Below are 19,548 nucleotides of genomic sequence, written 5' to 3'. Positions count from 1 at the left end.
ATGGAATCACTATCGGTTACTATTCAGCTCATTAGCCTTCTGGGTGCTACCCTGTTCATGGTCATGATCTTCCGGCTGATCGTGCGGGGGCGGCTACGCGAGGAATACTCTATCGTATGGATTATCTGCACGGTTATCCTGATCTTTTTCTCGATCTGGCGTAAAGGACTGGAAAAAATATCGTTGTTACTCGGCGTGTATTACCCGCCTTCGCTGATATTTTTGGCGGCTATTTTCGCCATCATCGTATTCCTGGTACACCTGTCGGTCGTGAACTCCAAATTGCAGAACCAGATCAAAGACCTGTCGCAGGAAATGGCCTATCTGAAAAAGGAAGTAAAAAACCTGCGGGAAAACGCGCAGAAGCCCCCGGTTGATGAGGCCGAACCTGTCACCGCATCCTAGTCGTGCCGACAAACATACCACCCGAACTTAGCATCATCCTTGTTTCGTATAACAGCCTGACAGATCTACAGCGCTGTCTGCCAACGATCTATAATCAGTCGGCGACGATACCGTTTAACGTAATCATTGTCGATAACCACGGACAGGATGGAGTGGCCGAGTGGATTGCTCTGGCACATCCATCCATACTGTTTATTAAAAATCCGGCTAATTCAGGTTATGCGGGCGGTAATAACCTCGGGCTGACCCAGGCCAAAGGCCAGTGGGTGCTATTTCTAAACCCCGACACGGAACTGGCGCCTGATTTCCTGGATCGGCTGATGACCACAGCGCGGCAATATCCCACCGCACTGATTACGCCGAAACTGCTGAATCCCGATGGAACGATCAATGCCTGTGGCAACGAGATGCATTATACCGGCTTAACTACCTGCCGGGGACTGAATCAGCCTTCGTCGGCCTTCGAAGCATTACAGCCGGTTCCACTCCTGTCGGGGGCAGCTTTGCTGGCTCCTCAGGTGGTACTACAGACGATTGGGATGTTCGATGAGACTTATTTTATGTACTTTGAAGATACGAACCTGTCTATGCGAGCTAAGCTGGCCGGTTTCGAGTTGCTGTGTGAACCGGCAGCGGTACTGACTCACTATTACAAACTGGGCATGTCGCCCATGAAATTCTACTACCTGGAGCGAAACCGGCTCCTGACGATCTGGGAGGTTTTATCCCGAAAAACAGCTATTCAGCTATTGCCCGCCTTGTTGTTGACGGAGCTGTTCATGTGGGCGTTTGCCCTGCGTGGCTGGCGCTACCTACGCGTGCGGTTCCAGACTTATGCCTACTTGTGGCGTCACCGCTCCCGCATTCGGCAGCAACACCAGACAATTCAGGCCACCCGAGTCATAACCGATACGCAGCTAATGAGCGAAAGCCTCGTTTCGCTCCCCTTCGACCAACTGATTGGTGGCACGCCGGGGCGAATTTGCGACGCCGTTACGCGTCCTGTCTATTCGTTCCTGCGGCCCAGGTCGTTATCGTAAAACAGGGTTGGCGGCTTATTTCTCCACTTTATAGCGATTTAACGCTTCGCCGAAAACCATCTGAAACATATTGCTCCAGGTAGACCCTTTCAGCAGATACTGGCTGGGGTTCCGGCGTATTTTATCATATAACAGACTGGCTTCGTACACGTTGGTCGCTCCGTAGGCCATTGTATTAAAAAACAGGAACGGGTGCGCATACCGTTGAAGGTCGTACCAGACTACATTGATTTTCCGGGTGCGGGCCTCGTCGATCAATCGGTTGACCATGTTGGGAGCAAGGCCCTTTTTATCGGCAAAAAAACGGGTGGCGGCTATAATATCGTCATATTGATTGTTCAGGCGGGTGTTGGCCTCTTTGAGGGCGGTCTCGATGAACGGAAGGATATCGAAACGCTTCATCTCGTCCTGATTAAGCCCCGCGTCAAACGACTGAAGAAAGTTTTCGGCAATCATGTAGCTATACGAGGCCGAATAGATCATGTCGCGATGGAACGGGATACTGACTTCGCTCGCAAATAAATCAGCCGCTTTCTGGTCGGTGCCGTAGTTGAACTGCGACGAGCCGGTGCTGTGCGAGGAAATACCATTGAGCCGTAGACGTCTTTTGGCATACACATACTTGCCGAGCGAATTGGCCAGCGCCACCGCTGAGTAGGAGTCGGGAATCTGCGACCGGAAAAACGGTTTCGATACGCGTTTGACCTGATTGATCACCGCCATGTCAATGAACGATGTATACACGCAGGGGATGGGCGAATGTTCCTGTTTGCAGTACATCAGTTTTTGAAGTTCCGTGTGTCCATCCCGAATCTCGTAGCCGTTTTGAAAACTGACTTTCATCATACCCGCCTGTTGCTTTCTGAAATAGGAAGGCCAGAGGTACATGTCCGTATTCGGATTCATGTTGATGGAGGAGAGACCGGTTTCAGTCAATATGCGGTTCGATTCGGCCACGGCATTGGGCAACAGGCCATCGTCGTCGCCCAGGTAGGTAACGAACCCATCCTGCACATGATCGAGGGCAAACTCCCAATTGTGCGACATGCTCAGCCGCTTGCCCGTGTTAATGTATTTTACACGTGGATCGGCAAACGATTCGACCACATCGCGGGTGTTGTCCCGACCGCAGTTGTCCGAAACGATGATCGTTAGGTTGTCATAATCCTGCGTGGTACAGGTGCGGAGCGAATGCTGTAAGGTATCCGCCCGCTCCCGCGTTGGAATGACAATCGTAAATTTCCTGGGGTTCATAAGAAGGTCGCTGGCTAACGGGTGAGTCTGGCTTAACGGACTCGCTTGAGATAGCCTTCCGGTGCTACCGAAATCAACAGTTTATTGTCGATGGCGCGATCGACTTCGAAGTCAGATGTGGTTTTCAAAAACTCCCAAACGGCCGTCTTAGGATTGTTCCCTTTATCCCATGGCCGGTCGTACATCTGGGCAGGCATGTCTTCCACAATGGTATCGAACACCACACAGTAGGAACCAACCGTTACGAAGGGTGAATACAGTTCCAGCTCACGCAGCACATGCTCGTGGGTATGGTTGGAATCCAGCGACACCATGATGGTCTTTTTGCCCTCAACGAGTTTGGCCACGTTTGCCACCAGTGCTTCGTCAACGGCCGACCCTTCGAGCATGGTAATGCGTTTAAACATGGGGTGAGCTTCGATTTCGGCCCGGTTATGCGCCCGAATATCGATGTCGATGCCAATTACTTCACCTTTGCCGATGAGCTCGAACAGGGATGCGTAGTAAATTAACGAGCCACCATGTGCAATACCGGTTTCGATCAGCACATCGGGCTGAATGCGCCAGATCAGCTCCTGCATGGCGATCATGTCTTGCGGATACTGAATGATGGGGCGACCCATCCAACTGAAATTATACGAGTATTTTTCGCGGTTCGAGGCCACATTGAAGGCCTGTGCTGCAGCTACCAGATCCGTTTTTTCGGGATATGATGCTGCCCGTTCAGCGCACTCCTGTTGAAATTCGGTGATTGGGTTAGGGGCATTCATGAAGGTGATATGGTTAACAGTTTTTGATTGTTTCCCCAGAAAGCCAATGGCTCATAGTCGGGGTATGGGTAATAACCCAGGTTAAGCGACAAGTTGTACTGATGCTCTTGCATAAACCGTTCCACAAATGTTCGAACGGCCACCGGTTGCCCGCTGCAACAGTTAATGAGTCCGGTAACCTGCTTTTGCAAAGCGGTTTTGGTGATGTATCGGGCCACTTCCGATACCGGTAAATAGTCCCGGAGTTGCTCCCCCTTCGACATGTTGAACACCAAGTCGCCCCGCAGGGCAGCCGCTTCGAGTTGCGCCAGCAGCGACTTCGAACTTTGGCCGGGGCCGTACATGTAAAACAGACGCAGCCACTTGAATGATACTGCCCGCTCTTTTAAAAATAAGCTAAGGGACTTCTGGAGCATGTCTTTTCCCAGGCCGTAAGCGGTAGTTGGTAGCGTGGGGGTGTCTTCGGTCAGGCAGCCGCTTTGCAGCCCGTATTCCAGACAGGTGCCGGTTACGGTCAGGTCGGTCAGGCCATTGGTAATCAGGTTGGTCAGAAACCGGTACTGCTGTTGCCAATACGTATCGACATGCTCCAGTGATTTAAAATTGGACAAACCCGGCCACGCTAAATGGATAACGGCGTCGGGCCTACCGAAGCAGGTATACAGATCCGTATCGTCGGAGTGGTTCTCCATATCGAACGGGGTAAACGCAACCGTCGACAGCCAGGGCGTTTTGTCGGGGTCCGGCACAGAACGGGCTGTGGCCAGCACACGGATGCCCGTTGTAGCGGTCAGCTGCTCCACCACATGCCGACCGACAAAGCCGGTAGCTCCTGTCACCAAAACCGTTTTTTGTGCGCTCAAAGGATCGTTAGTTCTGGAATTGGTATCACAAACTGTCCGCCCCATTCGCGGATGTACGCCAACTGACGGGTGATTTCGTCGGTCAGGTTCCAGGGCAGAATGAGGACATAATCCGGTTTTTCCGTTTTTAGAACGTCTTCCTGCACCACAGGAATATGGCTGGCGGGCAGGAATTTGTTTTGTTTGGCCGGGTTGGCATCCACGACAAACGCAATAAGGTCGTTTTTGACACCGCAGAAGTTCAGGAGGGTGTTTCCCTTGGCGGCTGCTCCGTAGGCCGCTACCGATTTGCCCGCCCGCTTCTGCTCGATCAGGAAACTGAGCAAGTCGAGCTTTACCCGAAGGGCTTTCGGCTGCAGGCCCGAATAATACACCATATCTGTTAGGCCGGCATCGGTCTCTTTTTGGAGCAGAGCCGCTACATTTGGTGAGATAGGCAGCGCGTCGTTACCCGCGTGTTTGGCATACACACGCAAGGAGCCGCCATGCGTGGGAATTTCCTTCACATCGAACATCGCCAGGCCTTGAGCGGCAAAAATCTGACTGACGGTGTAGAACGATAAATAGGAGAAATGCTCGTGGTAGATGGTGTCGAACTGGTTCTGATCGACCAGATTCATTACGTGCGGAAACTCCATCGTAATCACCCCGGTTGGTTTCAGCAAGAGCTGCATACCCGCTACAAAGTCGACAATGTCGGGCACGTGGGCCAGCACGTTGTTGCCCAGCAGCAGATCGGCCTTTTTGTCTTCTGCTGCCAGTTCACGAGCCAGTTCGGTACCAAAAAAACGGGTGATGGTTGGAATACCCTTCCCGATGGCCACCGCTGCCGTGTTGGCCGTTGGTTCAATCCCCAGGGCCGGAATATGTTTTTCAACAAAATACTGAAGCAGATACCCATCGTTGGAAGCAATTTCTATCACCTGCGAAGCTGCATTCAGCCCGAAGCGGTTGGTCATGGCGTCGACATACCGTTTGGCATGAGCCAGCCAACTGGTGGAAAACGACGAAAAATAGGCGTAGTCGTTATCGAAGATTGCATCCGATTTCTTGTACTCATCCACCTGAACCAGAAAGCAACGATGGCAGGTAAAAACCTTTAACGGGTAAAACGTTTCGGGCTCGTTCAATTGCTCATAAGTCAAATAAGAGTTCGACGCGGGCGAATTGATCAGGTCGATAAACGTATGTTCTAAAGGTGTTTGGCAGAAGCGACAGTTCATGAAGTCAAATGATAAGGCCAGTAAAAGACGAGGTAAGGGGCGAGTGGTTGCGATCGCGGTCCGAAATATCCGTAACGGACATTGGCCAGTTGATCCCCACCCAGGGATCATTATATAAAATGGCCCCTTCGCTGGCGGGGGTATAGTACTCGCTGTGGCAGTAGACCAGTTCGCAGTTTTCGGTCAGCGTCTGAAAACCATGCGCAAATCCTTTGGGAATGTACATCATTGCCTGATTGGTCGATGATAATTCGGTACCGAACCACTGGCCCAGTGTTGGTGAGCCAGCCCGCAAATCGACAATAACGTCGAACACGCGGCCCACTACACAGCGCACCAGCTTTATTTCGGCATGGGGCGGGTGCTGAAAGTGCATCCCCCGGATGGCGCCCGCCTGTTGTGTTTGCGAATGGTTCATCTGAACCCAGTCCGCAGTATGACCAATCTGTGCCAGTTCAATTTTGTCGTACGTCCGAACAAACCAGCCCCGGTTATCGGACCGGGGTGCCAAATGGATGACGTAGGCACCCGCCAGCGGAGTTTCAGTAAACGTCATTGAGTCCAGATTAAATGGTTTGTTCGCGCCTGCTGTATATAGGCAGACAAATCGGAATCGGTCGATAGCTTGCCGCCTTCATAATAGGCTTTATACCAATCGATGGTCTGTTGAATAGCGGCTTTGGTGTTCCAGACCGGAAACCAGTTGAGTTGCTGATTCGCTCGGGCACAATCGAGCGTCAGTAAATGGGCTTCGTGCGGGTTCTGGCCCGACGGTACTTCGGTATAGCCAATGGTATTCCAGCGGGTTTGTGCCTGCTGAATTACCGCCCGAACGGGTAGCACATCGGCCGGGTCGGGGCCGAAGTTCCAGCCGCTGGCAGCGGTCGTGTCGCCACTCATCAGCCGTTGGCCAACCAGCAAATAGCCCGACAGGGGTTCGAGTACATGCTGCCAGGGGCGCACGGCATCCGGGTTGCGGATAGATACCCGCTGGTTCGAGACGCTCCCCCGAATCAGGTCCGGGATCAGCCGGTCGGCAGCCCAGTCGCCCCCGCCTATCACGTTCCCCGCCCGGACACTGGCCAGCAGTGTCCGGTGCGTTTTGCCGTACTGCGCCAAGTTGAAAAATGAATTTCGGTAGCTGCTCGTAACGAGTTCAGCACCCCCTTTCGACATGCTGTAGGGGTCGTAGCCACCCATGGGGTCGGTCTCGGTCAGGGGTCGCCCATCTTCCGGATTTTCGTAGCACTTATCGCTGGTAACGACCACCACAGCCCTGACGGATGGCGTTTGTCGAACGCATTCCAGCACTTTAGCGGTACCGAGCACATTCGTTTCAAGCGTTTCGATGGGGTGCTGGTACGAATACCGCACCAGCGCCTGAGCCGCCATATGAATGACAATATCGGGCTGACAGGTCGAAAAGACTTTCAGCAGATGGGGCTGGTCATTAATGTTACCCACTTCATCCTGAATGGGTAGTTGCAGCAGATTCCAGTGGCTGGGTGCTGAGGGGGCCGGAAGCGCATAGCCAACCACCCGTGCGCCGAGCTGCTGCAGCCAGTAAGCAAGCCAGGAGCCTTTAAAGCCCGTATGGCCCGTTAACAGTACGGTTTTATTCCGGTATTGATCGGCAAAGAGAGCTGTCATAAAAGTAGGCCAGGCTTACCAGGTTTTCCATTCGGCCGTACCGGTATTCCAGGCGGTTTCCAGTTCAAGTTTATCCCGCAGGGTGTCCATGGGTTTCCAGAACCCGTGGTGCTGAAAAGCCATCAGTTCCTGCTCGGCAGCCAGTGTCTCCATAGGGTAGCGCTCCCAGGTAGTCGCATCGCCTTCGATATAATCGAACACTTCGGGCTGACAAACGAAAAAGCCGCCGTTAATCCAGGCACCATCGCCTTTGGGTTTTTCCAGAAACGAGGTAACGCTGCCGGCATCGCTGATATCCAGCGCGCCAAAGCGTGCCGAAGGCTGTACCGCCGTTAACGTGCATCGCCTGCCGTGGGCTTTATGGAAAGCCACCAGATCAGTAATATTCACATTACCCACGCCATCGCCATAGGTTAACATAAAGGGTTCATCGCCGATGTGGTGCCGAACGCGTTTGATTCGCCCGCCCGTCATGCTGTCTTTTCCCGTATCGACAAGGGTAATTTTCCAGGGTTCGGCCTGCGAATCGTGAATATTCATGTGGTTTCGTCCCAGATCGATGGTTACATCGGACTGGTGCAGAAAATAGTTGGCGAAATATTCTTTGATCAGGTATCCTTTATAGCCCAAACACACCACAAATTCATTGAAGCCGTGGCTGGAGTAGATCTTCATAATATGCCAGAGAATGGGCATACCGCCAATTTCGACCATTGGCTTGGGCTTTACAACCGTTTCTTCGCTCAGGCGGGTGCCTAAGCCCCCCGCAAGAATGACAACTTTCATGGCAATAGGGTTAGGATAATAACGACAGAAGTCATGTGTAAAGCCCTCCGACAAATATCGTGCGAGACTGGGCCAAAGGAGGTACTAAGTCAATGAAATTTTCATAATGTAGTCAAAAATAGCCCCGTATGCCGAGTAAGTTTAACGCATCAGGGCCGCAAATTGCACGTTTTGGCGTAAATTTGAGTTTCCATTAAAACGAAAAGGTGGGTGATCCCGGCATGAAACTAAAACTTCAACAGACAGACCTATTTGAAGACCGACATCACGGTCAAACCGACACGGCACTGGCCGAGATACTTCAGACCGTTGGCGTGGAATCAATTGACGAGTTGATTAGCCAGACAGTTCCCGACGCGATTCGGCTGGCCAATCCGCTGAATCTGCCCGAACCAAAATCAGAAATGGCCTTTCTGGCTGATTTTAAGAAGGTTGCCGGACAGAACAAAATCTTTAAATCGTACATCGGTACGGGCTATTACGACACCCTGACACCGAACGTTATTCTCCGTAATATTCTCGAAAATCCAGCCTGGTACACCGCCTACACGCCCTACCAGGCCGAAATTGCGCAGGGACGGCTTGAAGCCCTGCTGAACTTTCAGACGGTGGTTTCGGATCTGACGGGTATGGATCTGGCCAATGCGTCGCTGCTCGATGAGGCCACCGCTGCCGCCGAAGCCATGCACATGCTGTACGCCATGCGTCCGGCTCAGAAAAAAGCCGCGTCTACATTCTTTGTGTCGGAGCGGTGCCATCCACAAACCATCGACGTATTGCTGACGCGGGCTACGCCCATTGGCGTTACTTTACTCATTGGCGACCACCGCACGGTTGATCTGACTAGCGGTGATATTTTCGGGATGCTGTTGCAATACCCCGCTTCGGATGGTGAAGTATTCGATTATACCGATCTGATTGCTACCGCCCACGAACTGAGCATTACGGTTGCTGTTGCTGCCGATCTGCTGGCCCTGACCTTATTAACCCCTCCCGGCGAAATGGGAGCTGACGTGGTAGTTGGCTCATCGCAGCGGTTTGGTGTTCCAATGGGCTACGGTGGTCCACATGCCGCGTTCTTTGCTACCCGCGATGCCTTCAAACGTCAGATTCCGGGCCGTATTATCGGAGTCTCGCAGGATGCCGAAGGGCGTCCCGCTCTGCGCATGGCTCTCCAGACCCGTGAGCAGCACATCCGTCGCGAAAAAGCGACCTCGAATATATGTACCGCACAGGTGCTGCTGGCCGTAATGGCTGGTAGTTATGCCGTGTACCATGGCCCGCAGCGGCTTCGTGCCATTGCCGAGCAGGTACACTCGCTCACTAAAATATTCGCGACGGCGCTTCGCTGGAACGGTTACGAACTAGATACCGAAAATTATTTCGATACCGTTAAAGTTAGCGTAGCCGATACCGAATCGCTGAAAAAGTCGGCGAAGGCCGCTCAGATCAACCTTCGTTATTTTGACGATGAAGAGCACGTAGGCGTATCCTTCGACGAAGCCAAATCCCTCCACGACGTAACCGAACTGCTGACCGTATTTGGTATTAAAGCCGATATGGAGGCTATTCTGGATACGCTGGAAATAACCTGGCCTGACCAGCTTATCCGGCAGTCGGATTACCTGACCCACCCGGTATTCAACACGCACCATACGGAGCACGAAATGCTGCGCTACCTGAAGTCGCTGGAGGAAAAAGACCTTTCGCTGGTTCATTCCATGATTTCGCTCGGTAGCTGCACCATGAAGTTGAACGCCACAGCCGAAATGATTCCGGTTACCTGGCCTGAACTGGGCAAGCTGCACCCATTTGCGCCGAAAGACCAGACCGCAGGTTACCAGCAGATGTTTGCCGATCTGAACGCCTGGCTTTGCGAAGTGACGGGCTTTGCGGCCATGTCGCTGCAACCTAATTCGGGTGCTCAGGGCGAATATGCCGGTTTGATGGTGATTCGGGCGTACCACGAAAGCCGGGGCGATTTTCACCGCACAATCTCCCTGATTCCGCAGTCGGCGCACGGTACCAACCCCGCCAGCGCCGTCATGGCTGGCATGAAAGTCGTTATCGTGAAGTGCGATGAGCGTGGCAATATCGACGTGGCCGACCTGAAAGCGAAAGCTGAACAGTACAGCAACGACCTGTCGTGCCTGATGGTTACCTATCCATCCACCCACGGCGTATTTGAAGAAAGCATCAAGGAAATCTGTGACATCATCCACCAGCACGGCGGACAGGTGTACATGGACGGTGCGAACATGAACGCCCAGGTTGGTCTGACCTCACCGGCGGCCATTGGTGCCGATGTGTGCCACCTGAACCTTCACAAAACCTTTTGCATTCCGCACGGTGGTGGTGGTCCGGGCATGGGGCCCATTGGTGTTGCATCGCAGCTGGTGCCATTCCTGCCGGGTCATGCGGTGGTGCATATCGGTGGCGATCAGGCCATTCATGCGGTGTCGGCAGCACCTTACGGCTCGGCCAGCATCCTCACCATTTCGTACGCTTACATTGCCATGATGGGTGGCGAAGGACTGACGAACGCCACAAAGCGGGCTATCCTGAACGCTAACTACATCAAAGCACGTCTGGACGGCCATTACGATACCTTGTATACGGGTACCAACGGCCGTTGTGCCCACGAGATGATCATCGACTGTCGTCCGTTCAAAGCCACAACGGGTGTTGAGGTAGAGGACATCGCCAAGCGACTGATGGACTATGGTTTCCACGCGCCAACGGTGTCGTTCCCGGTAGCGGGTACCATGATGATCGAACCGACCGAATCGGAGTCGAAAGCTGAACTCGACCGCTTCTGCGAGGCCATGATTGCCATTCGTAACGAAATCCGGGAGATCGAAGCGGGCGAAGCCGACCGCGCCAGCAATGTGCTGAAACATGCGCCCCATACAGCAACGGTTGCGCTGAGCGATAACTGGACCCGGCCTTACAGCCGTGAGAAAGCAGTGTTCCCGCTGCCGCAGGTTCGCGCTCGTAAGTTCTGGCCAAGCGTGAGTCGTATCGACTCGGCCTATGGCGACCGGAACCTGGTGTGCTCCTGCATCCCCGTTGACGAATACGCAACGGAAGTGGCAGAAGAAGCCGGTGTAGTCCAGCAGGCGTAATATTGATATAATGAAAAAGCGAAAGCCTGTGGGAGAGATCCTACAGGCTTTCGCTTTTTCATAAAGCGGCATACTCAAGGGTACGGTGCCAAAATGGTTTAACGCCTGGGGGTTAGGAGTCTAGTTTCGACACAATCATAATTTCATCGGGCGTAAGCGCGCGATTATATACGCGAACGTCATCAATTGATCCGGCAAAATAGCCGTTGTTACTAACGGCAAATAGAGTCGCTCCTATGTTTAGCCGATCAGTGGGCGCGTTGAAAAGGCTATTTGCCTTTAGTTTCTCGATTCCATTGACAAAAAGGGTAAAGGTTTTATCCTGCTTCAGAAGAGTTAAATGGTACCAGTTTTTGTCCGCTATCTGCTCATTTGAATTACCTAAGTCGCACATAATACTGCCAATGAGCAATGTGATTTTATTCGATTTTGTACATGCGCTATTGCTCATCACAAGGCCAAAGCCATCATTACCCGGGTTTCCATAGTACACCAGAACGGCGTTTTGATAAAAGTTATCTGCTTTGATCCAGCAGGAAATCGTTACATCGCTGCCACAGTTGAGGCTGTCGAGATAGATGGCGCTATTAGTACCATTGAACTGATAAGCTCCATTTCTGATGCCGGTTCGGTTGGTTGTCAGGGTTACTCCCGTTGAGGTAGCAGGTTTTGAGGGCGAGCCCTGGGCGCAGGCCGTATTACGGGTATTCCCATTAAAAGGCAGATTTACGACAATGTCCTCTTTAGGGCCTGAAACATCGCACGTTACATCACTATTGGTACAGGCAATCATTAAAAAGTTGATAAACAGCACCGCTACTCTGGTAAATGACTGTCTCCCCAAAAGAGTGAAATAGGTGTGAGGCATTGGTTTCGTTGATAGCTATACAAGATCAAAGCTAACCAACTTTTATTAATACGAATGTATGTTATACTGATATACTGTCAATCTGTTAAGCAGAGCAAACTGCCAGGGCAAATGCTTGGCCAGACGATAAACACGCGGCTTTAAGTGGGTAGTTATTGAATTCATCCCGGACCGCAAAAGAGCAGCTGCCTTGTCAATTGCAATCCTTGTAAAACTTGTTTTTTTGAAGCGCTGTTAAGTCATTATCTTCCTAAGTCAATCCCCAATAAATAGCTGATTATAATCGTTAAACGTATGTCCCGCCCGAATTTCCAGTATCTTGGGCAGGAAACAGCGATTTGCTTTTTTTAGCCCTATGAAAATCAATACGTTATCTGTACTGCTCGTCGTGTTCGGTCTGGCCAGCGGACTTACGGGCTGCAACTCGGCCATGCAGGCGTATAAAAAAGGAGTTCGTCACTATGACGCCGGTGAATATAATCTGGCCCTGACCCAGTTTCAGAAGGCTGCCAAAGGCTCCATTGACCCCGCCCGCCTGAATTATTATACCGCCGAATCGTACCGACTGTCCAACCGATTCAGCGAGGCTGTTCCGTTCTACCAGAAAGCCATTGAAGCCAACACAACAGAGCCGGATGCCCGCTTTAACTATGCCTACGCGCTGAAATCGCAGGGAAATTATACCGGTGCGCTGGAGCAATTGCAGCAGTATGTGGCCAACGCGCCGAAAACGACTGCCAAAGCCACCCTCGATAAAGCCCGTCGCGAAGTGGAAACGCTGAAGGCGATCAACATCATCGCCCAGAACAAATCGCTCATTACGCTTCGTAACATGAGCAACCTCAATTCGCCGGGGGCTGAGTTCGCGCCCGTAGTGCGGGGCGAGGAGCTGGTCTTTACGGCATCACGGAAAGAAACTATTTACAAGAATAACGGCCAGCCCATGCTGGGGTTGTACAAGACCAAACTGAACCAGAAACCCGACGAAACGGGTAGTGCAGGTGGTGCATCGGGCCAGCCGGAACCCTTCAGCACAAACGTGTTTCAGGGCGATGTGAACGAAGGAACACCCGCTTTTTCGAAAGATGGCAAAACCATGATTCTGGCGCGGGGCAACAACGGTAAGCGCAAAGGCGGGCTGGATGTCGACCTCTACATCAGCCGGTTGGGCGAAGGGAATGTCTGGAGCCAACCCCTGCGACTACCCATCAGCGATTCGCTGGCATGGGACGGCTCGCCCGCGTTTTCGGCCGATGGCAAAACGTTGTACTTCGCGTCGAACCGGGCCGGTGGTGCCGGTGGGATCGACTTGTACCGGACCAGTATCGACGCGTCGGGCCGTTTCAGTCGGCCCGTTAACATGGGTCGCGACATCAATACGCCGGGCGATGAGATGTTTCCGTATGTAGGTGCCAACGCCAAACTATATTTCGCTTCCGACGGACATCCCGGCTTGGGCAAGCTCGACGTATTCGTCGCGACGCGTTCGGGCGGGGTAACACGGGTGGAAAACATGGGTCAGCCCATCAACTCCCCCGCTGATGATTTTGGGCTGATCTATACCGAACCTACCAAAGGCTTTATGGCCTCGAACCGGGGTGGGGGCAAAGGAGACGACGACATTTATTTCTTCCAGGAAGGCCCGTCTACCGATTCGACAACGATCGTTCAGACGCCACCGGCCAACGCGCCTAAAATTGTTCGTTACTTCATTGCCGGAACGGTGTCAGCCAATGAAACGCCCATCGTCCCGCTCGACTCGGCACGGGTTCGTATTCTGGACGATGCCACGGGCCAGCCCATTGCGGAAGCTACAACCGGGCAACCGGGAACATTCGGGAAATATCCGCTGCAGGAAGGGAAAGACTATACCATTCTGGCGGAGCGCCGGGGTTACCTGACCCGCCGGGAACAGTTTACCATGCAGGGCAAAAGCATCCCTCCCGTTTTCCTGACGAAAGCGCAGACCGATACCACCTTCAACGTGGCCCTGCTGCTCGACCGGGCAACGCTCAACAAGACGTTTGTACTGGAAAATATCTATTACGATCTCGACAAGTACAACATCCGCCCGGATGCGGCTGAAGAGCTTGATAAACTGGTGACGATTCTGAAGGATAACCCAACGCTGAAAATAGAGTTGAGTTCACATACCGACGTTCGGGCACCGGATGCCTACAACATGAAACTGTCGCAGAACCGGGCTAAATCGGCTGTCGAGTATATTGTCTCGAAAGGTGTTGCTGCCGACCGGATGATTGCCAAAGGATACGGTGAAACGCAGCTGATTGTCAAAAACGCCAAAACCGAAGAAGAACACCAGCGGAACCGCCGGACGGAGTTCAAGATTCTGGAACTCTAGACAAGACGAGTGGGTGTATTGGTTTTGATTCCCGTAAACACTACCTTGAAGGGCCTGGTTACTTTTTAGTAACCAGGCCCTTTTCTTATGCAAAACGACAAACTCCGCCAGTTCTTCGTCCTCTTCAGTATTATCACCCTTATTGTCATGAACTACCTGTCTAACATGGCTGCTTTTGGGGGGAAGACGAACAAGGAAATTTCAGACCAGTACCATACGCTGATTACGCCCGCCGGGTATGCTTTCTCCATCTGGGGAATCATATTTTTAGGACTGCTGGCCTTTGGCATCTACCAGGGACTTGGCTCACAGCGGACAAACCCGCGTTTTCGGGCCATCGGCTGGTGGGTGGTACTGAATGCCTTCGGCAACGCCATTTGGAGCCCGCTTTTCAACAACGAGAAAATAGGTGTTGCGCTGGTCGTTATACTGACCATGCTGCTGTCGCTGGTGGTGATTGAGCAGCGTCTGCTGGAACGGAAGCACGTTCCAATCATTGATGCCGACCCCGATGTGACCCTGCCCGAGTCACCGGCTTCGGGAATGGAAACCTGGGTGGCTCGTATTCCCTTCTCAATTTATTTTGGCTGGCTTACCGTCGCGACGATACTAAACGTCACGGTTTTCCTTAAATCAACCCAATTCAGCCTGATGGGGCTAAGCGAACAGACCTGGGCCATTGCTATTTTGATCGTTGGTCTGGTGGTAGGAGCTATCGTCTTTAACCGCTTCCGAAGTGTAGCGTATATTCTGGTCTTTACCTGGGCGTATGCCGCGATTGCGGTGGAGCAGGAAGGTGTTGGCCAGATACCGCTGGTGGCCGGAGCAGGTGCTATTGTGGCCGTAGTGCTGGCCATTGTTGGCCTGATCTCAAAGAAAACGCCGGTGTATAGTTAGGTACTCTGTAAAATCAGCCTTGTTGGGTTGGATAGCCGTCTGCTATCCGACCCAACAAGGCTGATTTATTACTACTCTTCAATGACCGTAATGCTATTGATTTTATCGCCCTGCTGAATCTGGTCGATAATGTCCAGACCGTCTACAACTTTGCCGAAAACGGTGTGGTTGCGGTCGAGGTGGGCCGTATTCTGGCGGTTGTGGCAGATGAAAAACTGCGAACCACCCGTGTTACGACCCCGGTGTGCCATCGACAAAACACCCCGGTCGTGGTATTGATTGTCGCCGGTTAGCTCGCAGTCGATGGTGTAACCCGGTCCACCCGCACCCGTGCCGGTTGGGTCGCCCCCCTGGATCATAAAGTTGGGGATAACGCGGTGAAACTTAACGCCGTCATAAAAGCCCTTTTTCGCTAACGTAATAAAGTTATCAACCGCTTTGGGTGCATCTTTCTCGAAAAATTCGATCAGCATCGTCCCCTTGTCGGTATTCATCTGTGCCTTTGGCATAACTCAAATCGGTTTGTTTGCTACAAAATTAAAAGGATTTCCCGTCAATAGCAGACAGGCCTATTCCATCCGTCTACTTTAACAAAAAAGTTGTCATAACAATTTATTCTTTGAATAAGTCAATTATTCAGATTCGTTTTTTTGGAATAATCCAACTAAATTGCCTGATGGTAAGTTAGAAACGGTACTTCATCGCCTTTCACTTCTTGGATTTATGCAATTATACATTGCTCTTTCTACCCGACGGAGTAATAGTACATGCGCAGCATTCGCTAAATTTCTGTTTTTGTTGGCTCATCATGTGGATTGTACGCCTGGCGCTTGAAAAGAAATATACCATCGCTGTAATGGCGTTGCTTATCATGATTATGGGCGGGCTGGCCGTTACGCAGATGCCAACCGACATTTTCCCAAGAATTAACATTCCGGTCGTTTCAGTCATTTGGGGATACACGGGTCTGTCGACCAACGAAATGGAGAAAATGATTACCAATTTCTCCGAAACCTCTCTCATCAACAATGTCAGCGATATTCAGCGGCTCGAATCGCAGACGTATAATGGTACCGCTGTTCTGAAAATTTACTTTCAGCCAACAGTCAAGATTGAGGAAGCGCTGGCACAGGTGACGGCTATTTCGCAGACGATTCTGGTTCGGATGCCGCCCGGTACACAACCACCCCTGATTGTACGCTATAATGCCACCGACGTTCCCGTTCTCCAGCTTGGCCTCTCCTCCGACAGCCTGACCGAAGCCCAGATTACTGACTATGCCCAAACGCGGGTTCGGCCGCAGATCTCGACGGTGCCGGGAAGCCGACTCTCGCAGGGGTTTGGTGGAAAGAGCCGCCAGATTGCGGTCGATCTGGACCCCGACCAGCTCGTGGCTTATAACGTCACGCCCGAAGAAGTCACCAATGCCGTTGCTGCCCAGAATTTGACCCTGCCCGGTGGTTCACTCCGGCTCGCCGAACGGGAATACAACATCCGTCTGAACTCTAAACCGGATGTGATCAATACCCTCAACGATATTCCCATTAAAACCATCGGTGGTACGACCGTTCACATGCGCGATGTGGCCAATGTACACGACGGCGCGGCTGTTCAGTCCAATATTGTGAAGCAGGACGGCAGCAAAGGGGTGTTGATGCGGATCGTGAAAACGGGTAATGCGTCGACCACCGAGATTGTCGATAAGATCAAGAATCAGATTTTGCCCACCGTACGCGCGGCCGCTCCCTCGAACCTGCGCGTAGAAGCCCTGTTCGACCAGTCGGTATTTGTGCGGGCGTCGATTAAAGGGGTACTGGTAGAAGGCCTGATTGCCGCTCTGCTGACGGCCGGACTGATTCTGCTGTTTCTGGGAAGCTGGCGCAGTACGCTCATCGTGGCCATTTCGATTCCCTTGTCCATTCTGGCTTCGCTGATTGTCTTGTATTTGCTCGGCGAAACACTGAATATTCAAACGCTGGGCGGGCTGGCATTAGCCATCGGTATTCTGGTCGATGACGCCACCGTAACCATTGAAAACATCCACCGCAACGAAGAGCTGGGATTACCGCTGCGGCAGGCCATTCTGGAAGGGGCGCAGCAGATTGCTACTCCAACGCTGGTATCGACGCTTACCATCTGTATCGTATTTACATCGGTGCTGTTTCTCGAAGGTCCGGCGCGTTTCCTGTTCGGTCCCCTTGCCGAAGCGGTGGTGTTTGCCATGCTGGCTTCGTATATATTATCCCGTACGCTGGTACCCGCCCTGGCCGACCTGATGCTGCGTGGCGAAACCCAGCACAGTCATGCGGATGAGAAACGACCCAACGCCTTCGCTCGCTTCTATAACCGTTTCAATGCGGGTTTCGACCGGTTTCAGGCGCGGTATATCCGGGCGCTGGAATGGGTACTGGCCAATCGACGGACGGTGTTCGCTGTTTTTCTGGTGGTTGTGGTCTTTACGTTTCTGCTGTTGCCCTTTGTAGGTCGGGATTTCTTCCCGCAGGTAGACGGTGGGCAGATAAAACTTCACCTGCGTGCTCCGGTAGGGTCCCGGCTGGAATATACCGAGCAGATTGCCGCGCAAACCACCGAAATTGTCCGTGAAGTTATTCCGGAGGCCGAGGTAAGCTCGGTGATCAGCAACATCGGTCTGACGTCGGAGCGGTATAACTTTTTCTTCTCGGATAACTCAACTGCCAGTTCCGCAGATGCCGAACTGCTGATCTCACTCAACGAAGATCGGAAGAACCCCACCATCGACTATGTTCGCGAACTCCGGTCCCGGCTGCGCGAAGAGATGCCCGACGTAACCTACTTTTTTCTGCCGGCCGATATCGTCAGTCAGATTCTGAACTTTGGTCTCACTGCCGCCATCGACGTGCAGGTGTCGGGTTTCGATCGGGCAAACAACCTTAAAGTAGCCCGCGAACTGGAGCAAAAAATAGCGCAGGTACCCGGTGCCGTAGATGTACATCTGCATCAGGTGCTGGATGCGCCCGAACTCTTTTTGTCGGTAGACCGGGAGCGGGCCGGACAACTGGGCCTGACGGAGCAGCGGGTGGCTACCAACCTGAATATTTCGTTGAGCGGAACCGGCCAGACCCGCCCTAATTTCTGGCCTGATCCGAATACGGGTTTCCCTTACATCATTGCTGTACAAACACCACCCTACAAGCTGGACTCGTACGATAAGTTGCTGCAAACGCCCGTTGCGGCTGGTCAGGCCGATCGGTCTACCCCCCAGCTGCTGAGCAACGTGATGACTATGAAGCGCACCACGGCACCGGTCATCATCAACCGGGTAAATACCCAGCCGAGTTACGATGTGTATGCCTCGGTCGAGAAAACGGATTTAGGGTCAGTAGCCAAAGCGCTGGAAGAAATCACGGCCGAATACAAGACACAGCTCAAGCCCGGAAACGTCATTTCCATTCGCGGGCAGGTGGAAAGTATGGAAAGCGCCTTTAGCCGACTGGGGCTGGGTATTGTCTTTGCGGCCTTGCTGGTGTATCTGCTCATGGTTGTCAACTTTCAGTCGTTCCGCTATCCGTTCATCATTATCACGGCCCTGCCGGGAGCTTTATGCGGTATGGTCTGGATGCTGTTCCTGACGGGTACAACGTTCAGCATCCCGTCGCTCATGGGAGCCATCATGAGTGTGGGTGTTGCCACGGCCAACAGTATTCTGCTGGTCAGCTTTGCTAAAGACCACCTGCCCGAAGTGGGTGGGAACGCTTACGAGGCCGCTCTCGAAGCGGGCCGAACCCGTCTGCGGCCCATTATTATGACCGCCATTGCCATGATTATCGGTATGCTGCCCATGTCGTTGGGATTGGGTGAAGGCGGGGAGCAGAACGCTCCGCTGGGCCGGGCGGTAATTGGCGGCCTGCTGCTGGCTACCTTTACCACGCTCCTGTTTGTTCCTGTTGTATTCAGCTATCTGGCTCGCAAACCCAAGTCTGTTTAATGAATCTGATTTACCATATTGTTTCAGCCGCCGACTGGCAAAAGCAGGAAAGCAAGTCTACCTACGAAGCGTCCAGTTTGCAGGCGGAAGGGTTTATCCACCTGTCTACTAAAGAACAGGTGGCGGGAACGTTGAGCCGCTACTATCAAAACGTACCCGATTTGTTGTTGCTGCACGTCGATACCGGTAAGCTAACCAGTGAACTAAAATTCGAGATTGCCACCAATAATGAAGCCTTTCCGCACCTCTACGGCCCGCTTAACAAAGAAGCCGTTGTTCACGTCGAAATTTTATAAATGAACGGAAGCCACGCTTTTTCGCCGGCTACTGATAAACGC

The 19,548-nt window shown here is 52.5% G+C and carries 16 protein-coding genes; 7 read left to right on the top strand and 9 right to left on the bottom strand.

Features of this window, described 5'->3' with window-relative positions; all coding sequences use genetic code 11:
* Entirely contained in the window at positions 1-405 is a 405-nt protein-coding gene (locus ACYVJM_RS21470; RefSeq protein WP_461150290.1) for a DUF2304 domain-containing protein, read from the top strand.
* Positions 406-407: 2 nt separating this feature from the next.
* Positions 408-1,445, top strand: coding sequence for a glycosyltransferase family 2 protein (locus ACYVJM_RS21465; RefSeq protein ID WP_461150289.1), 1,038 nt, complete (start codon positions 408-410; stop codon positions 1,443-1,445).
* 15 nt (positions 1,446-1,460) lie between these two features.
* Here the strand turns inward: ACYVJM_RS21465 and ACYVJM_RS21460 are convergent, their stop codons facing one another.
* Genes ACYVJM_RS21460 through rfbF form a run of 7 tightly spaced genes read right to left on the bottom strand, consistent with a single transcriptional unit; the run spans position 1,461 to position 7,991 of the window.
* Positions 1,461-2,699, bottom strand: coding sequence for a glycosyltransferase family 2 protein (locus ACYVJM_RS21460; RefSeq protein WP_461150288.1), 1,239 nt, complete (start codon positions 2,697-2,699; stop codon positions 1,461-1,463).
* A gap of 32 nt (positions 2,700-2,731) precedes the next feature.
* Complete coding sequence (locus ACYVJM_RS21455) at positions 2,732-3,469, bottom strand: cephalosporin hydroxylase family protein (RefSeq protein WP_461150287.1); 738 nt, start codon at positions 3,467-3,469, stop codon at positions 2,732-2,734.
* On the bottom strand, positions 3,466-4,332 hold the full coding sequence (locus ACYVJM_RS21450; protein WP_461150286.1) for an NAD-dependent epimerase/dehydratase family protein: 867 nt from the start codon (positions 4,330-4,332) through the stop codon (positions 3,466-3,468). Before ACYVJM_RS21450 ends, ACYVJM_RS21455 begins: the two co-directional genes overlap by 4 nt.
* The gene (locus ACYVJM_RS21445; protein WP_461150285.1) at positions 4,329-5,555 is read right to left on the bottom strand and encodes a methyltransferase domain-containing protein; all 1,227 of its coding nucleotides are present in this window, start codon (positions 5,553-5,555) and stop codon (positions 4,329-4,331) included. The genes ACYVJM_RS21450 and ACYVJM_RS21445 overlap by 4 nt, the downstream gene beginning before the upstream one ends.
* A gap of 4 nt (positions 5,556-5,559) precedes the next feature.
* A complete protein-coding gene (gene rfbC / locus ACYVJM_RS21440) occupies positions 5,560-6,111 on the bottom strand; it encodes a dTDP-4-dehydrorhamnose 3,5-epimerase (protein ID WP_461150284.1) in 552 nt (183 codons plus the stop codon).
* Positions 6,108-7,205, bottom strand: coding sequence for a CDP-glucose 4,6-dehydratase (rfbG, locus tag ACYVJM_RS21435; protein WP_461150283.1), 1,098 nt, complete (start codon positions 7,203-7,205; stop codon positions 6,108-6,110). Before rfbG ends, rfbC begins: the two co-directional genes overlap by 4 nt.
* Positions 7,206-7,220: 15 nt before the next feature.
* On the bottom strand, positions 7,221-7,991 hold the full coding sequence (gene rfbF, locus ACYVJM_RS21430) for a glucose-1-phosphate cytidylyltransferase (protein WP_461150282.1): 771 nt from the start codon (positions 7,989-7,991) through the stop codon (positions 7,221-7,223).
* Between the two features lie 221 nt (positions 7,992-8,212).
* On the opposite strand from rfbF, the gene gcvP reads away from it, so the two are divergent.
* Positions 8,213-11,116 carry an aminomethyl-transferring glycine dehydrogenase gene (gene gcvP / locus ACYVJM_RS21425; RefSeq protein WP_461150281.1) on the top strand — a complete coding sequence of 968 codons (2,904 nt, stop codon included), beginning with the start codon at positions 8,213-8,215 and terminating at the stop codon, positions 11,114-11,116.
* Positions 11,117-11,228: 112 nt separating this feature from the next.
* Here the strand turns inward: gcvP and ACYVJM_RS21420 are convergent, their stop codons facing one another.
* Complete coding sequence (locus tag ACYVJM_RS21420) at positions 11,229-11,984, bottom strand: LamG domain-containing protein (RefSeq protein WP_461150280.1); 756 nt, start codon at positions 11,982-11,984, stop codon at positions 11,229-11,231.
* A gap of 355 nt (positions 11,985-12,339) precedes the next feature.
* Between ACYVJM_RS21420 and ACYVJM_RS21415 the strand changes: the two genes are divergently transcribed.
* Both ACYVJM_RS21415 and ACYVJM_RS21410 read left to right on the top strand, forming a co-directional pair.
* Positions 12,340-14,346 (top strand): OmpA family protein, encoded by a 2,007-nt coding sequence (locus ACYVJM_RS21415; RefSeq protein WP_461150279.1) that lies wholly within the window; start codon positions 12,340-12,342, stop codon positions 14,344-14,346.
* A gap of 87 nt (positions 14,347-14,433) precedes the next feature.
* Entirely contained in the window at positions 14,434-15,243 is an 810-nt protein-coding gene (locus ACYVJM_RS21410; protein ID WP_461150278.1) for a tryptophan-rich sensory protein, read from the top strand.
* 71 nt (positions 15,244-15,314) lie between these two features.
* Here ACYVJM_RS21410 and ACYVJM_RS21405 read toward each other — a convergent pair whose 3' ends face one another.
* A complete protein-coding gene (locus ACYVJM_RS21405; protein ID WP_461150277.1) occupies positions 15,315-15,752 on the bottom strand; it encodes a peptidylprolyl isomerase in 438 nt (145 codons plus the stop codon).
* A gap of 299 nt (positions 15,753-16,051) precedes the next feature.
* Between ACYVJM_RS21405 and ACYVJM_RS21400 the strand changes: the two genes are divergently transcribed.
* Positions 16,052-19,210, top strand: a complete 3,159-nt coding sequence (locus ACYVJM_RS21400; protein WP_461150276.1) for an efflux RND transporter permease subunit — start codon at positions 16,052-16,054, stop codon at positions 19,208-19,210.
* Positions 19,210-19,506, top strand: a complete 297-nt coding sequence (locus ACYVJM_RS21395; protein ID WP_461150275.1) for a DUF952 domain-containing protein — start codon at positions 19,210-19,212, stop codon at positions 19,504-19,506. Before ACYVJM_RS21400 ends, ACYVJM_RS21395 begins: the two co-directional genes overlap by 1 nt.
* The last annotated feature ends 42 nt before the right edge of the window (positions 19,507-19,548 follow it).

This window comes from Spirosoma pulveris (assembly GCF_054781875.1).
This window is presented reverse-complemented; position numbering and strand designations above follow the sequence as displayed.

What these genes read in the sequence shown, in the direction of transcription:
- ACYVJM_RS21420 (WP_461150280.1), bottom strand. Translation starts at nt 11,984, where the DNA reads ATGCCTCACACCTATTTCACTCTTTTGGGGAGACAGTCATTTACCAGA.
- gcvP (WP_461150281.1), top strand. Translation starts at nt 8,213, where the DNA reads ATGAAACTAAAACTTCAACAGACAGACCTATTTGAAGACCGACATCAC.
- ACYVJM_RS21395 (WP_461150275.1), top strand. Translation starts at nt 19,210, where the DNA reads ATGAATCTGATTTACCATATTGTTTCAGCCGCCGACTGGCAAAAGCAG.
- ACYVJM_RS21460 (WP_461150288.1), bottom strand. Translation starts at nt 2,699, where the DNA reads ATGAACCCCAGGAAATTTACGATTGTCATTCCAACGCGGGAGCGGGCG.
- rfbC (WP_461150284.1), bottom strand. Translation starts at nt 6,111, where the DNA reads ATGACGTTTACTGAAACTCCGCTGGCGGGTGCCTACGTCATCCATTTG.
- rfbG (WP_461150283.1), bottom strand. Translation starts at nt 7,205, where the DNA reads ATGACAGCTCTCTTTGCCGATCAATACCGGAATAAAACCGTACTGTTA.
- ACYVJM_RS21410 (WP_461150278.1), top strand. Translation starts at nt 14,434, where the DNA reads ATGCAAAACGACAAACTCCGCCAGTTCTTCGTCCTCTTCAGTATTATC.
- ACYVJM_RS21470 (WP_461150290.1), top strand. Translation starts at nt 1, where the DNA reads ATGGAATCACTATCGGTTACTATTCAGCTCATTAGCCTTCTGGGTGCT.
- ACYVJM_RS21445 (WP_461150285.1), bottom strand. Translation starts at nt 5,555, where the DNA reads ATGAACTGTCGCTTCTGCCAAACACCTTTAGAACATACGTTTATCGAC.
- rfbF (WP_461150282.1), bottom strand. Translation starts at nt 7,991, where the DNA reads ATGAAAGTTGTCATTCTTGCGGGGGGCTTAGGCACCCGCCTGAGCGAA.
- ACYVJM_RS21405 (WP_461150277.1), bottom strand. Translation starts at nt 15,752, where the DNA reads ATGCCAAAGGCACAGATGAATACCGACAAGGGGACGATGCTGATCGAA.
- ACYVJM_RS21415 (WP_461150279.1), top strand. Translation starts at nt 12,340, where the DNA reads ATGAAAATCAATACGTTATCTGTACTGCTCGTCGTGTTCGGTCTGGCC.
- ACYVJM_RS21455 (WP_461150287.1), bottom strand. Translation starts at nt 3,469, where the DNA reads ATGAATGCCCCTAACCCAATCACCGAATTTCAACAGGAGTGCGCTGAA.
- ACYVJM_RS21400 (WP_461150276.1), top strand. Translation starts at nt 16,052, where the DNA reads ATGTGGATTGTACGCCTGGCGCTTGAAAAGAAATATACCATCGCTGTA.